We start from the raw sequence: 15,039 nt of genomic DNA, 5'->3' as shown, positions 1-15,039 counted from the left end.
GGTATTTAAGGACTCACTATGTTTTCCGCATTGCGCCACCGTACCGCTGCCCTGGCGCTCGGCGTATGCTTTATTCTCCCCGTACACGCCTCGTCACCTAAACCTGGCGATTTTGCCAATACACAGGCGCGACATATTGCCACTTTCTTTCCGGGACGAATGACCGGAACACCCGCAGAAATGTTATCTGCCGATTATATTCGGCAACAGTTTCAGCAAATGGGTTACCGCAGTGATATTCGGACATTTAATAGCCGATATATTTATACCGCCCGCGATAACCGCAAAAACTGGCACAACGTGACGGCAAGTACGGTGATTGCCGCTCATGAAGGCAAAGTGCCGCAGCAGATCATTATTATGGCGCATCTGGATACCTATGCCCCGCAGAGCGACGCAGATGCAGATGCCAATCTCGGCGGGCTGACGTTACAAGGAATGGATGATAATGCCGCAGGTTTAGGTGTCATGCTGGAGCTGGCAGAACGCCTGAAAAATACGCCAACCGAATATGGCATTCGTTTTGTAGCAACCAGTGGCGAAGAAGAAGGGAAATTAGGCGCTGAGAATTTACTCAAGCGCATGAGTGATACCGAAAAGAAAAATACTTTATTGGTGATTAATCTCGATAATCTGATCGTTGGCGATAAGCTGTATTTCAACAGTGGCGTAAAAACACCTGAAGCAGTAAGGAAATTAACGCGCGACCGGGCGCTGGCAATTGCCCGCAGTCACGGAATTGCCGCCACCACAAATCCAGGTTTGAATAAAAATTATCCGAAAGGCACCGGGTGTTGCAATGACGCAGAAATATTCGACAAAGCGGGCATTGCTGTACTTTCGGTGGAAGCGACAAACTGGAATCTGGGAAATAAAGACGGTTATCAGCAACGAGCAAAAACAGCCGCATTTCCTACGGGAAATAGCTGGCATGACGTAAGACTGGATAATCAGCAGCATATTGATAAGGCACTTCCTGGAAGAATAGAACGCCGCTGCCGTGATGTTATGCGGATAATGCTACCGCTGGTGAAGGAGCTGGCGAAGGCGTCTTGAGGGGTCTGAAATGATGACTCCCGTGCCTGCAAGGACTCAATACCACCTCAAACAGAGAATAAAAAAGGGTGCAGGAGGCCAAACTATAACAATTCAATACGCGGGGTTTTACCCCCGCGTGGTGGCTACTTCTTCGATTCGTAAGCGAGAACTGCCTTAAACTCCATACCACGCTCTCTGATACTCAACTCACATAACGAGTCGCCTACCATGAGCGTGAAACACAGTACTGTTAAACACAGTACGATGATTGCCACAAGGGCATATTTTGTTAGCATGTCTTGCCTCCCTGCAAAGAAGAGACTAACATCCGAATTGCTTAGGTTCGAACGCTGGCCTCAGGTTGATAGAAATATCGCCTGGGGCTTTTGTCCATCTGGAACCTCGCGAATGCTTAACGCCAGACAGCCTCAAGCACCCGACGCCATTCTAGGCCTGTAGATTCCCCTTGCTACATTCACGTTTAAAAGCAGGAATGCTGCTCGCAAAATAAATACGCCCCCATCGTTTCCGACAGAGGCGCTTATTAACGGTACCGATTTATTAGCCTTCGTGTAATCCACATTCCCTTTTTAAGCCAAAGAAACGCGTTTCTTCTTCAGCCATGCCGGGTTCCCATTTACGGGTTGTATGGGTATCACCAACCGATAAATATCCTTCATCCCATAATGGGTGATATTTAAGGCCATGTTTTTGCAGGTACTGATAAATAGTTCGGTTATCCCAGTCGATAATCGGCAGCACTTTAAATACGCCACGCTGAATTGCCAGCACCGGTAAATTGGCGCGGCTACCGGATTGTTCGCGGCGCAGGCCAGCAAACCAGGTTTGCGCATTCAGCTCTTTCAGCGCCCGGTTCATCGGTTCAACTTTGTTGATGTCATTGTATTTTTCAATGCCTTCAACGCCCTGCTCCCACAGTTTACCGTACCGCGCTTCCTGCCAGGCAGCGCTTTCGGTGGCGCGGTACACTTTCAGGTTGAGCTTGAGTTTGTCCGTTAACTCGTCAATAAAGCGGTAGGTTTCCGGGAACAAATAACCCGTATCGGTGAGGATCACTGGAATATCCGGGCGAATCTGATTCACCAGATGCAGGCTCACCGCCGCCTGAATGCCGAAGCTGGAAGAAAGCACATATTCACCGGGCAGATTATCCAGCGCCCAGGCGACGCGACCTTCAGCGTCCAGTTTTTCCAGTTGGGCGTTGGTTTGGGCCAGCGCCAGAATGCGATCTACCTTCGGCAGTTCGTTCAGGGCGTTTAGATCGAGTTTGGACATAATTACCTCTGCACTTTTTCCCTCACCCGAACCCTCTCCCAGAGGGAGAGGGAATGGTCAGGAGATGCGTTAATCCCACAAATCGCGCGCCGGATCGAGCACCGGGCGAATGATGCCCGCACGCACCGTAAAGTCGCCGAAGCCTTCACCCGCTTCACGCTCTTTCGCCCAGCGCCCTATCAGTTCATCAAGCGATGCCAGGATTTCCGGTTCGGTGATGTTTTCTTTATACATTCGTGGGATACGTGTCCCAATGCGGTTACCGCCAAGATGCAGGTTGTAGCGCCCCGGAGCTTTACCCACCAGGCCAACTTCCGCAAGCATCGCGCGCCCACAGCCGTTCGGGCAGCCCGTCACACGCATCACGATATGCTCATCACTGACGCTATGTTTTGCCATTAAATTATCGATATTGTCGATAAACGACGGCAGGAATCGCTCAGCTTCGGCCATCGCCAACGGACACGTTGGGAACGACACGCAGGCCATTGAGTTTTCACGCTGCGGAGTGACGACATTCATCAGGCCGCTCGCCTGCGCAATTTTCTCGATCTTCGCTTTCTGACTTTCCGGTACGCCGGCAATGATCAAATTCTGGTTAGCCGTAATACGGAAATCGCCTTTGTGGATCTTCGCGATCTCCAACAGGCCGGTTTTCAGCGGACGCCCCGGATAATCAAGAATTCGACCATTTTCGATAAACAGCGTCAGGTGCCATTTGTCGTCGATCCCTTTTACCCAGCCGATACGATCGCCACGTCCGGTAAATTCATACGGGCGGATCGGCTCAAACTTGATCCCTGCACGACGTTCCACTTCCGCTTTAAATGTCTCAACACCCACGCGTTCAAGCGTGTATTTGGTTTTGGCATTTTTACGATCGGTACGGTTACCCCAGTCGCGCTGAGTCGTCACGACGGCTTCCGCCACGGCCAGCGTATGCTCCAGTGGCAGATACCCAAACTCGCTCGCGGTGCGGGCGTAGGTTTTCTTGTTACCGTGCTCCATGGAAAGCCCACCACCCACCAGCAGGTTAAAGCCCACCAGCTTGCCGTTTTCCGCGATCGCCACGAAGTTCATGTCGTTGGCATGCAGATCGATATCGTTCTGCGGGGGGATCACTACCGTGGTTTTGAACTTACGCGGCAGATAGGTCTGACCAAGGATCGGCTCTTCATCAGTGGTGGCGACTTTTTCCTGATCGAGCCAGATCTCCGCGTAAGCGCGAGTACGCGGCAGCAAATGTTCGGAGATTTTCTTCGCCCATTCATAGGCTTCCGCGTGCAGCTGCGACTCGAACGGGTTCGAGGTACACAGCACGTTACGGTTCATGTCGTTGGCGGTGGCTAACGCATCCAGACCAACCGAGTGCAGCATCTGGTGTGCAGGTTTGACATTCTTTTTCAGAATACCGTGGAACTGGAACGTCTGGCGGTTGGTCAGGCGGATGCTACCGTAAATGGTGTTTTCCACCGCAAATTTGTCGATCGCCTGCCACTGTTTGGTGGTAATAACACCACCCGGCAAGCGACAACGGAGCATCATGGCATGACGCGGTTCCAGCTTCTGCTCAGCACGTTCGGCGCGGATGTCGCGGTCATCCTGCTGATACATACCGTGGAAACGGATCAGCAGGAAGTTATCGCCCTTAAACCCACCGGTCAGACCGTCGTTTACATCTTCAGCAATCGTGCCGCGCAGATAGTTGCTTTCAAGCTTCATGCGCTCGGCGTCTGCCAGTTTACCTTCGACCACTAAAGGCCCTGGATGTTTTTCGCTCATTAGTAGACATCTCGCTGATAACGGCGCTCAACGCGCAGCTCACTTAAAAATTCATCCGCCGCTTCGGTGTCCATGCCACCAAATTCAGCAATCACTTCCAGAAGTGCCTGTTCAACGTCTTTCGCCATGCGATTAGCGTCGCCGCAGACATAAATGTGGGCACCGTCATTGATCCAGCGCCACAGTTCTGCGCCCTGTTCGCGCAGTTTGTCTTGTACGTAAATTTTTTCTTTTTGATCGCGCGACCAGGCGAGATCGATACGCGTCAGCACACCCTCTTTGACGTAACGCTGCCATTCCACCTGGTAGAGGAAATCTTCCGTAAAATGTGGATTGCCAAAGAACAGCCAGTTTTTGCCCGGCGCTTCGTCAGCTGCACGTTGCTGCATAAAGGCGCGGAACGGCGCAATACCGGTGCCTGGACCAATCATAATCACCGGCGTTTCCGGGTTAGCTGGTAGGCGGAAGTTGTCGTTATGTTCGATAAAGACGCGGACTTCGCCCTCTTCTTCCACACGGTCCGCGAGGAAGCTGGAGGCACCACCGGCACGGGCGCGGCCTTCCACGTCATAACGCACCACGCCAACGGTGACGTGTACTTCGTTCTCAACTTCCGCCTGCGAGGAAGCGATGGAATACAGGCGCGGGGTCAGCGGACGCAGCAGATTAATCAGCGCTTCGGCATCCAGTTGTGCCGGGGAGAAACGCACCATGTCGACAATCGGCGTCGTCGCGGCGTAATGCTGTAACTTCGCTTTATCGCCCACCAGCGGCAGCAGCATTTCGCTGCGCGTTAAGGTAGCGTAGTTCTCAACGATATTGGCGGTGTTAACCGTCAGTTCGAAGTGCCACTGTAGCGCCTCGTTCAACGGTAGCGTTTTGCCATCAACGGTGACGGGTTCATCGCCTTTCAGCCACAGTAGTTCGACGAGTTCTTTCACCAGTGCCGGATCGTTCTGATACCAGACACCCAGCGCATCGCCCGGCTGATAACGCAGGCCAGAGTCACCTAAGTCAATTTCGATATGGCGAACGTCTTTTTCAGAGTTACGTCCGGTAATTTTCTGGTTAACCAAAAGGCTCGCCGCCAGCGGCGCTTCTTTGCTGTATGGGCTGGTGTGGATTTCATTTACCGCACCAGTAGCGACGGATTGCGAAGGTGCCGCGACAGGTGCGCGGGACTTCAGAACATCAACCACGCGGGCGCGCCATTCGCTGGCCGCTGCCTGATATTCCACATCAGCATCAACACGATCGAGCAGCCGTTCACCGCCCAGTTCCGCCAGCTTGCTGTCGAAATCTTTCCCGGACTGGCAGAAAAATTCATAAGAGGTGTCGCCGAGGCTAAACACGGCAAAAGCGGTGTTTTCCAGTTTTGGCGCTTTTTTGGAGAACAAAAACTTGTGTAACGCAACGGCTTCTTCCGGCGGTTCCCCTTCCCCTTGTGTTGAGGTCACCACGATAAGCAGTTTTTCACTGGCAATTTGTTTGAATTTATAGTCGCCCGCGTTCACCAGCTTAACGTTCAGTTTTACCGCTAATAAGTCATCACGTAACGCTTCGGCGACCCGACGCGCATTGCCGGTTTGCGAAGCAGAGATAATAGTTATACCCGGCATTTCTGCGCCAGGAGCTGGCGTCGCTGCAAGCGCAGCAGGCTGCTGATTAAGCACTCCCCAGAAATAACCAGAAACCCAGGCAAGCTGAGTGGGTGTTAAATCGGTAGTAGCCGCCTGAAGGCGTGCCAGTTGCTCCGGGTTCAACGGAAGCAACGCGGAAGGTGGGACCTGTGTCGTCATGCGTCGTTATGTTCCAGTAAGCAAAGCTGTTTATCGGCCCTGTCAGCGCCCATAAAACAGAAGAGAAGGTAAGGTTAACGGCGCGAAGGGGGTGGATTAAAGACGGGATAGCGATAACTAATAACCAAATCGACTAACCTGTTTTAGCAATAGTCTTTAACAACAAAATAGATTTATTAACTCAATGAAAAATAGATAAATATCGACCGCAATTAAGTTAAATCGGTCATTTTGCGCAACAAACCCGTTTTTAGTAATGCGAAAAAACAGGCTTTCCGGTACTCTACGGCGGTTTTATCGTCCTGTAGAGAAATTATGATGTCCACCACGTTATTTAAAGATTTCACCTTCGAAGCCGCTCACCGTCTGCCGCACGTCCCACAGGGACATAAGTGCGGGCGCTTACACGGGCATTCTTTTATGGTGCGCCTGGAAATTACAGGGGAAGTCGATCCACATACGGGCTGGATTATCGATTTCGCTGAACTGAAAGCGGCGTTTAAACCGACCTACGATCGCCTCGACCACTATTATCTCAATGATATACCCGGTCTGGAAAACCCGACCAGCGAAGTTTTAGCAAAATGGATTTGGGATCAAGTTAAACCCGTTGTGCCGCTATTAAGTGCGGTGATGGTGAAAGAAACCTGCACTGCGGGCTGTATCTATCGCGGCGAATGATAAGAGTGTGTCGGTGGTCAATTTTCCTTAAGTAACGCCATGTTAGGGTGTTGCGCTCAGGATATCTGGAGCACACCATGGAAGATGACTGCGACATTATTATCATCGGCGCGGGTATAGCAGGCACCGCTTGTGCTTTACGCTGCGCGCGGGCAGGTTTGTCCGTTCTGCTGCTGGAACGCGCTGAAATTCCCGGCAGTAAAAACCTTTCCGGCGGGCGTTTATATACCCATGCGCTCGCTGAACTTCTCCCGCAATTTCATCTGACCGCGCCCCTTGAGCGCCGCATCACCCACGAAAGCCTTTCTTTATTAACACCAGCGCTAAACCAGTAGAAGCATCTGGCGCCGGGTTACTGGATGATAAAACGGCAGTGATTTCTCTTGGCACCTACATCGCGCTGATGATGAACGGCAAAGCACTGCCGAAAAATCCGCTGGCGTACTGGCCGATTATGTCTTCTACTCCGCAAACGTTGCTGTATGAAGGTTATGGTATCCGCAAAGGCATGTGGACAGTGAGTTGGCTGCGCGACATGTTGGGCGAGTCGTTAATTCAGGATGCCAAAGCACAGAAGCTTTAGCCGGAAGATTTACTCAACAAAAAGGCATCTTACGTGCCACCAGGCTGTAATGGGCTGATGACGGTGCTGGACTGGCTGACCAATCCGTGGGAACCGTATAAACGCGGGATTATGATCGGTTTTGATTCCAGTATGGATTACGCATGGATTTATCGTTCGATTCTGGAAAGCGTGGCACTAACGCTGAAGAATAATTACGACAATATGTGTAATGAAATGAATCAGTTTGCGAAGCATGTAATCATTACTGGCGGCGGTTCGAACAGCGATCTATTTATGCAGATTTTTGCCGATATATTCAACCTTCCTGCACGACGTAATGCTATTAACGGCTGTGCAAGCCTGGGAGCGGCGAAACACGGCTGTAGGACTTGGTCTGTATCCGGATTACGCAACGGCTGTCGACAAAATGGTTCGCGTGAAAGATATCTTTATGCCGATTGAGAGCAATGCCAAACGCTACGATGCGATGAATAAAGGCATTTTCAAAGATTTAACCAAACACACTGAGGTGATCCTGAAAAAATCGTATGAAGTGATGCATGGTAAGCTGGGGAATATGGACGCGATTCAAAGCTGGTCGAATGCATAAGTGAGAAGAACGGGCGGGAAACCGCCCGGTTTTGCATTCACAGGAGAAAGTATTCAACAAAATTACGCGTTATCGAGGACAAGACGCAAGCATGATATGAGTTTAATATTTTTCTTCATTTTTAATATAAATTTCAGCAGGTTATCAATATCCTGGAATTAATATAAAGACATATTTATCAATTAGTTACAGGATAGCCTAGCGCTTTTAGATCCTGCATGTATTTTTTTCTAACTTGCTGAAATAGTAATACCCCTTCCTGGAAATCAACAAGTTCATAGCCTGTTGAATGTAAATAGTCTCTATAGCTCACCAATTCATATATCTCTTTTTTTAATTCTTCATTCTGAGACTTGTAAATCACTTCAAATACATTTGATAAAAATGCAATGTTTTGACTTACACCATTCAGGAGAGATTCTTTTTCCATTAAAGTAGCCATTTAGTACTCCACTTAAATTAGTTAATCCGATAAGGAAAACACTAATCATAATCTATTGTTTATACTAATTTATAAGGTTAAGCGTATCTCGCCAACTTACCCAGTATAAATGTTGGTTAAAAACTTCCGAATGTCGGGCAAAACATTAACACTATTGAAAAACACACGAAATTACGGAGTCGGACCAAAGAGAGGTGAAATGGGGGCATTTACAGATTGATGTAAGAGTAGAGGCTTAATCGTCAAAACCTCTACTCACATTACCTGTCAGGCAATATTTAAATATTTATGCGTTTGCATCGACAAACGCCAGTTGCGCGCAATGCAGGTATCGATACATAAACGCGTAGCATCTTCCTTCTGGCTAATTGGCTGAAGTGCAATGACTCGCGGTTTATCATCGGTCAGCGTCGCCAGCAATTCATCCAGTGCTTCGATATCACGTACGCGTCCAACAGGGTGTTTGATTTCGTTAGCTCGCTCCAGCGCTTGCGACAATACTTCATAACCGCCACGCATATTCAGTTTTGGCGACACGGTGACCCAGGTATTCGGTGTACAACGCACTTCATGAGTACCGCTGGTTTCTATCTGGCAACTAAAACCGTTCTTTTCGAGCAGGTCAGTCAGTGGCAGCAAATCATGAATACAAGGTTCACCACCAGTAATCACCACGTGGCGCGCGGTGTATCCCTGACGACCGATAACTGCGAGCAAATCTTCACTGCTTGCTGCTCCCCACTTATCACTCTCTTTCGTTTTACCCAGAATGCTGAAAAGTGAGACTTCCCGATCCTCAAGCTTTTCCCATGTGTGTTTGGTGTCGCACCAGGCACAGCCGACCGGGCATCCCTGTAAACGAATAAAAATAGCGGGGACGCCGGTAAAGTAACCCTCACCTTGCAGGGTCTGGAACATCTCGTTAATCGGGTACTGCATAGCATTCTCTGTGAAGTGGATAATTGTTAATTATTGCAGATCTCGCCGCAATATTCATGCTTTATTAACATTCTGTTACAGGCAGGTTTGACGCTAAAAGTGGCTCAGATCATTAAGAATAAAATGAAGCGGCGTATTATGTTTTAAAGGATTAAATAAAAGGGATGTAAACATGTTTAGAATATTCATCGTATTTATATTTATTTTCAATTTATCAGGTTGCGGTTATAACGATATTCAAACCTATGATGAACAGGTTAATGCCTCCTGGTCAGAAGTACTGAATCAGTATCAACGCCGTGCCGATCTTATTCCTAATCTTGTCGCCAGCATTAAAGGTTATTCCAGCCATGAAGAAGAGGTTCTGGAGGCCGTTACGTTAGCTCGTAGTCAGGCTAATCGTGCCAGCAGCGATCTTCAGCAAACGCCAGGAGATGAGCAAAAATTACAAGCCTGGCAACAAGCTCAGGCGCAGGTGACTCGCACTCTCGGTCAGTTAACGATTATTAGTGAGCGCTATCCTGAATTAAAGGCTCAGGAACTCTATCAAAATTTAATGGTACAACTCGAAGGTAGTGAAAATCGAATTGCTGTCGCGCGAGGAAGATATATTAAAGCCATTGAAAAATATAATGTCACCATCCGCAAATTTCCCGCTGTATTAACGGCAAAGGTAATGGATTACACACCGAAGAAAAATTATCTGCCGGATGATGTCGCCGCAGTAAGTAAAGCACCGACAATTGATTTTAGCCAGAATGCTAATGCTCATTAAGTGGGGAAGTCCTATGAGAAATTTTATTTTCCTTATGGCTTTCTTCTGTTCATCTGCGTTTGCCACGCAAATTTCAGTACCTGAAACGCCCAGGTATGTGAATGACTTAACTGGCACATTGACGAACAACGAAGTAAACACCTTGACCAACCAGATTAAAGCCCTTACGCAAAAATACCAGGCGCAGCTTGTGGTATTGGTGGTTGAAACCACAGGCGATGAAACCATCGAGCAGTACGCAACGCGGGTATTCGATAGCTGGAAACCGGGTGCTAAAGACCGCGATGATGGAGTTCTGCTGTTAGTCGCCTGGCAGGATCATACCGTGCGTATTGAAATCGGTTACGGACTAGAAGGCGTTATTACGGATGCGCAGTCCGGGAAAATTATTCGCAGCAGTATTATTCCGGCATTTAAAAAAGGCGACCTGGCTGGCGGTTTGCAAAAGGGAATCAGCGATATTGAAGGTTGTCTGGCGGGGAATAATTTAGCAACGATAACACCGGCCGATCACCCTTTGCCCTTTAGCGGTTGGTGGGCTTTGTTAGTCTGGGCGGTAGTACTGACCTTTATTTCCGCCAGAGGATATTGCAAAACGCTGGGATTGATTTGCTTCACAGCTATTGTTCTGGCCTTTGTTTTACCTATTGCAGGTTTCAGCGGTAGCTGGAGAGTGCTCGCAACATTACTCTGCTTTGCCACACCGTTCCTGGCTGTCGCCATCGCTTTTACCCCCTTCGGCAAAAAGGTTCGGGATTCGATGCGTAATGCCAACCAGCCATCACGCAATACAAGAAGCAATTCTTCCTCCCACTATTCGTCATCGTCATCCTCTTCATTCGACAATGACAATTTCCGCGGTGGTGGCGGTTCTTCAGGAGGCGGCGGTTCATCCGGCCGTTGGTGATCGTAATGCGCTTAATCTTTATTCTACTCGTTTTATGGTGCCTTCCTGTACTTGCCCAGCAAATTGCTGTGCCGGAACTGCGCCAACAGGTGACCGATATTACTGGTACGTTAAGCACGTCTGAACAGCAATCACTGACACAACAGCTGCAGGATATTACACAAAAAACACGGGCACAGGTCGCCGTATTAATAGTGCCATCCACCGGAGACGATACCATTGAACAATATGCAACACGCGTTTTTGATAGCTGGAAACTGGGAGATAAGCAGCGAAACGATGGTATTTTACTTCTGGTTGCCAGGGAGGATCATGCTGTCCGTATTGAGGTTGGCTACGGGCTGGAAGGAGTGGTTACCGACCTGCAAGCAGCGAAGATTATCCGTGATATATTAATCCCTGCCTTCAAAAGTGATGACCTGATGGGTGGGTTAACACTGGCCAGCGAAAATATCGGCGCGCTTCTGTTGAATGGTGAATTACCGGAAGACAGGGGGGATTATTACAGTATCAATCCCCCTATTCCATTATCGCTTGCTGTAATTATATTGCTGGCGGTACTTTCATATTTTATTGTTTTTACCGATCCCTCGAATTTACCATGGATAACTCTCACTGGCGCCATTTACGGGATGGTATTCCTCTATGTTGCCGAGCCTGGACCATGGACGAATTTAATCGTAGCCTGCGGTATGCTAACGCCTTTTGCGATCGTAGCGCTGCTTATCTTTTGGCTTACCGTTAATAAAAAGCTACGCGCTAAATACAAGAAGCTCGGTAAAGAAAGAGCCTCAAGAAAAGGTTCTTCTTCATCCTCTTCCAGTGGAGGTTCAAGTGGCGGAGGCTCAAGCGGCGGATTTAGCGGTGGTGGCGGTTCTTCTGGCGGTGGCGGCGCATCCGGCCGCTGGTAACTCAACCATAAAAAATGCCAGCCCGGAGGCTGGCATTTTTAAATCAGATAAAGTCAGACTTATGCCTGGCCTTTGATCTCTTTACGACCGTTGTACGGTGCTTTTTCGCCCAGAGCTTCTTCGATACGAATCAGCTGGTTGTATTTAGCAACGCGGTCAGAACGGCTCATAGAACCAGTTTTGATCTGGCCTGCAGCAGTACCAACAGCCAGGTCAGCGATGGTAGCATCTTCAGTTTCGCCAGAACGGTGAGAGATAACTGCAGTGTAGCCAGCGTCTTTCGCCATCTTGATTGCAGCCAGAGTTTCGGTCAGAGAACCGATCTGGTTGAATTTGATCAGGATGGAGTTAGCGATACCTTTTTCGATACCTTCTTTCAGGATCTTGGTGTTGGTTACGAACAGGTCGTCACCAACCAGCTGGATTTTGTCGCCCAGAACTTTGGTCTGGTATGCGAAACCGTCCCAGTCAGATTCGTCCAGACCGTCTTCGATAGAAACGATCGGATACTGTTTGGTCAGTTCTTCCAGGAAGTGAGTGAATTCTTCAGAGGTGAAAGCTTTGTTGCCTTCGCCAGCCAGAACGTATTTACCGTCTTTGTAGAATTCAGAAGCTGCGCAGTCCATCGCCAGGGTGATGTCTTTGCCCAGTTCATAACCAGCAGCTTTAACAGCTTCAGCGATAACAGCCAGAGCTTCAGCGTTGGAACCCAGGTTCGGCGCGTAGCCACCTTCGTCACCAACAGCAGTGTTCATGCCTTTCGCTTTCAGAACTTTTGCCAGGTGATGGAAAACTTCAGAACCCATGCGGATGGCTTCTTTCACAGTTTTCGCGCCAACCGGCTGAATCATGAACTCCTGGATATCAACGTTGTTGTCAGCGTGCTCACCACCGTTGATGATGTTCATCATCGGAACCGGCATGGAGTATTTGCCCGGAGTACCATTCAGTTCAGCGATGTGCTCGTACAGCGGCATACCTTTAGCAGCTGCAGCAGCTTTGGCGTTAGCCAGAGATACAGCCAGGATTGCGTTTGCGCCGAATTTGGATTTGTTTTCGGTGCCGTCCAGGTCGATCATGATCTTGTCAATGCCAGCCTGATCTTTGGCATCTTTGCCAATCAGCGCCTGAGCGATCGGGCCATTTACCGCAGCAACAGCTTTGGTTACGCCTTTACCCAGGAAACGGGATTTGTCGCCATCGCGCAGTTCCAGAGCTTCACGGGAACCAGTAGAAGCACCTGACGGAGCAGCTGCCATACCGACGAAACCACCCTCCAGATGTACTTCGGCTTCAACAGTCGGGTTACCACGGGAGTCGATGATTTCACGACCGATGATTTTTACGATTTTGGACATTAGGTTTTCCTCAAGTCACTAGTTAAACTGAAACTCCAGACAAACAACGCGTACCCAGGGTACGCGTTGCCGTTCTAACTTTTTTACTTACTTCGCCTGACGTTTCTGGAACTCGCTGGCGGCTTTTACAAAGCCAGCAAACAGCGGGTGGCCATCACGTGGAGTAGAAGTAAACTCCGGATGGAACTGACAAGCCACGAACCACGGGTGATTCGGAACTTCGATGATCTCGACCAACTGATCATCCCCGGAACGGCCCGCAACGCGCAGACCTGCATCTTCAATCTGTTTCAGCAGCATGTTGTTGACTTCATAGCGGTGACGATGACGCTCAACAATTGTCGGCGCATTGTACAGCTGGCGAACCAGGCTATTGTCAACCAGCTGGCACTGCTGTGCGCCAAGACGCATAGTGCCACCGAGATCGCTCTTCTCGCTACGAACTTCAACGTTGCCGTTTTCATCGCGCCACTCGGTAATCAGCGCCACAACCGGGTACTTACAGTCTGGCACAAATTCCGTAGAGTTGGCGTTCTCCATGTTGGCAACATGGCGAGCGTAATCAATTAACGCCACCTGCATACCCAGGCAAATGCCCAGATAAGGAATATTGTTCTCACGCGCATAACGCGCGGTAGTAATCATGCCTTCTACGCCACGATAGCCAAATCCGCCAGGTACGAGGATTGCATCCAGACCTTTAAGGATTTCAACTCCCCGCGTTTCAACATCTTGTGAATCGATCAGTTTGATGTTGACGCTGACACGATTCTTCAGCCCGCCGTGTTTCAGTGCTTCAATCACGGATTTGTAAGCGTCCGGCAGTTCAATGTACTTACCGACCATACCGATTGTGACTTCACTCACCGGATTCGCTTCTTCAAAGATAACCTGTTCCCATTCAGACAGATTCGCTTCCGGGCAGTTCAAGCTGAATCGTTTACAAATATAATCGTCCAGCCCCTGAGATTTCAACAGGCCCGGAATTTTATAGATGGAATCGACGTCTTTCAGAGAAATAACCGCTTTTTCCGGAACATTACAGAACAATGCAATCTTCGCACGTTCGTTCGCCGGTACAGCGCGGTCAGAGCGGCAAATCAGGATATCAGGCTGAATACCGATGGAGAGCAGCTCTTTTACAGAGTGCTGAGTCGGTTTGGTTTTGACTTCACCAGACGCAGCCATATACGGCACAAGCGTCAGGTGCATAAACAGAGTGTGTTCGCGACCAATTTCAACAGCCAACTGGCGAATCGCTTCGAGGAACGGCAGGGATTCAATATCACCTACAGTACCGCCGATTTCTACCAGAACCACGTCGTGGCCTTCGCCACCTGCAAGAACGCGTTCTTTGATAGCGTTAGTGATGTGCGGAATAACCTGTACGGTTGCGCCAAGGTAGTCGCCACGGCGTTCTTTACGCAGAACGTCAGAGTAGATACGACCCGTGGTGAAGTTGTTGCGGCGGCTCATTTTGGTACGAATGAAACGCTCGTAGTGCCCCAGGTCCAGGTCGGTTTCAGCGCCGTCTTCAGTAACGAACACTTCCCCGTGTTGGATTGGGCTCATAGTACCTGGATCGACGTTGATGTACGGATCCAGTTTCATGATGGTCACATTGAGGCCACGGGCTTCAAGAATGGCTGCGAGGGAGGCTGCGGCAATGCCTTTACCCAGAGAGGATACGACCCCGCCGGTCACAAAAATATAGTTCGTTGTCATGCTGAACCTGAGAAGTTAGGTTGAAAAGACGATGGAATAACCAGGACGGGAAAGCAGTATACCCGAACATGACCTGTGCCACAAACTTTCATTATCCCTCCTCTTCGACAGCGCACTATTGAAATCAGGAGTGAGAAAATAGCCCCTTTGGGGTAAATGTTTTTGACGCAAATCAAGCGCTTGTCATTTAAAAAATGACACAAATGGCGCT

At 49.3% G+C, this 15,039-nt stretch carries 12 protein-coding genes and 3 pseudogenes; 7 read left to right on the top strand and 8 right to left on the bottom strand.

Going from position 1 to position 15,039, the window contains the following annotated elements; genetic code table 11:
* Nucleotides 1-18 precede the first annotated feature (18 nt).
* Nucleotides 19-1,056: an alkaline phosphatase isozyme conversion aminopeptidase gene (gene iap, locus D9742_RS03585; RefSeq protein ID WP_130236012.1), complete on the top strand. Its 1,038-nt coding sequence runs from the start codon at nt 19-21 to the stop codon at nt 1,054-1,056.
* A 125-nt stretch (nt 1,057-1,181) separates the two neighbouring features.
* Here the strand turns inward: iap and D9742_RS03580 are convergent, their stop codons facing one another.
* The 4 genes from D9742_RS03580 to cysJ all read right to left on the bottom strand — a co-directional run bounded on the left by D9742_RS03580 (nt 1,182) and on the right by cysJ (nt 5,915).
* Entirely contained in the window at nt 1,182-1,334 is a 153-nt protein-coding gene (locus D9742_RS03580) for a Hok/Gef family protein (RefSeq protein WP_024250286.1), read from the bottom strand.
* Between the two features lie 265 nt (nt 1,335-1,599).
* Nucleotides 1,600-2,334 (bottom strand): phosphoadenosine phosphosulfate reductase, encoded by a 735-nt coding sequence (gene cysH / locus D9742_RS03570; protein WP_130236011.1) that lies wholly within the window; start codon nt 2,332-2,334, stop codon nt 1,600-1,602.
* A 69-nt stretch (nt 2,335-2,403) separates the two neighbouring features.
* Nucleotides 2,404-4,116, bottom strand: coding sequence for an assimilatory sulfite reductase (NADPH) hemoprotein subunit (cysI, locus tag D9742_RS03565; RefSeq protein ID WP_130236010.1), 1,713 nt, complete (start codon nt 4,114-4,116; stop codon nt 2,404-2,406).
* Nucleotides 4,116-5,915, bottom strand: coding sequence for an NADPH-dependent assimilatory sulfite reductase flavoprotein subunit (cysJ, locus tag D9742_RS03560; RefSeq protein WP_130236009.1), 1,800 nt, complete (start codon nt 5,913-5,915; stop codon nt 4,116-4,118). The genes cysI and cysJ overlap by 1 nt, the downstream gene beginning before the upstream one ends.
* A gap of 315 nt (nt 5,916-6,230) precedes the next feature.
* On the opposite strand from cysJ, the gene queD reads away from it, so the two are divergent.
* From queD to D9742_RS03545, 3 genes and pseudogenes are all read left to right on the top strand, one after another.
* The gene (queD, locus tag D9742_RS03555; RefSeq protein ID WP_016159619.1) at nt 6,231-6,596 is read left to right on the top strand and encodes a 6-carboxytetrahydropterin synthase QueD; all 366 of its coding nucleotides are present in this window, start codon (nt 6,231-6,233) and stop codon (nt 6,594-6,596) included.
* A gap of 77 nt (nt 6,597-6,673) precedes the next feature.
* A pseudogene (locus tag D9742_RS03550) lies at nt 6,674-6,916 on the top strand (FAD-dependent oxidoreductase); the annotation flags it as partial.
* Nucleotides 6,913-7,771: pseudogene (locus D9742_RS03545) on the top strand (FGGY-family carbohydrate kinase); the annotation flags it as partial. The pseudogenes D9742_RS03550 and D9742_RS03545, both read left to right, overlap by 4 nt.
* Nucleotides 7,772-7,949: 178 nt before the next feature.
* On the opposite strand, the gene D9742_RS03540 reads toward D9742_RS03545, so the two are convergent.
* Both D9742_RS03540 and queE read right to left on the bottom strand, forming a co-directional pair.
* Complete coding sequence (locus D9742_RS03540) at nt 7,950-8,213, bottom strand: hypothetical protein (RefSeq protein WP_130236008.1); 264 nt, start codon at nt 8,211-8,213, stop codon at nt 7,950-7,952.
* 267 nt (nt 8,214-8,480) lie between these two features.
* Complete coding sequence (queE, locus tag D9742_RS03535) at nt 8,481-9,152, bottom strand: 7-carboxy-7-deazaguanine synthase QueE (protein WP_064528168.1); 672 nt, start codon at nt 9,150-9,152, stop codon at nt 8,481-8,483.
* Between the two features lie 172 nt (nt 9,153-9,324).
* Between queE and D9742_RS03530 the strand changes: the two genes are divergently transcribed.
* From D9742_RS03530 to D9742_RS03520, 3 genes and pseudogenes are all read left to right on the top strand, one after another.
* Nucleotides 9,325-9,927, top strand: a complete 603-nt coding sequence (locus tag D9742_RS03530; protein WP_130236007.1) for a LemA family protein — start codon at nt 9,325-9,327, stop codon at nt 9,925-9,927.
* A gap of 13 nt (nt 9,928-9,940) precedes the next feature.
* Nucleotides 9,941-10,612: pseudogene (locus D9742_RS03525) on the top strand (YgcG family protein); the annotation flags it as partial.
* Between the two features lie 218 nt (nt 10,613-10,830).
* The gene (locus tag D9742_RS03520; protein WP_130236005.1) at nt 10,831-11,745 is read left to right on the top strand and encodes a YgcG family protein; all 915 of its coding nucleotides are present in this window, start codon (nt 10,831-10,833) and stop codon (nt 11,743-11,745) included.
* Nucleotides 11,746-11,804: 59 nt separating this feature from the next.
* Here D9742_RS03520 and eno read toward each other — a convergent pair whose 3' ends face one another.
* Nucleotides 11,805-13,103 (bottom strand): phosphopyruvate hydratase, encoded by a 1,299-nt coding sequence (eno, locus tag D9742_RS03515; RefSeq protein ID WP_000036723.1) that lies wholly within the window; start codon nt 13,101-13,103, stop codon nt 11,805-11,807.
* 87 nt (nt 13,104-13,190) lie between these two features.
* The gene (gene pyrG, locus D9742_RS03510) at nt 13,191-14,828 is read right to left on the bottom strand and encodes a CTP synthase (glutamine hydrolyzing) (protein WP_130236004.1); all 1,638 of its coding nucleotides are present in this window, start codon (nt 14,826-14,828) and stop codon (nt 13,191-13,193) included.
* Between the last annotated feature and the right edge of the window lie 211 nt (nt 14,829-15,039).

It is taken from the genome of Escherichia sp. E1V33 (assembly GCF_004211955.1).
In the GTDB taxonomy this organism is placed as follows: Bacteria; Pseudomonadota; Gammaproteobacteria; order Enterobacterales; family Enterobacteriaceae; genus Escherichia.
This window is presented reverse-complemented; position numbering and strand designations above follow the sequence as displayed.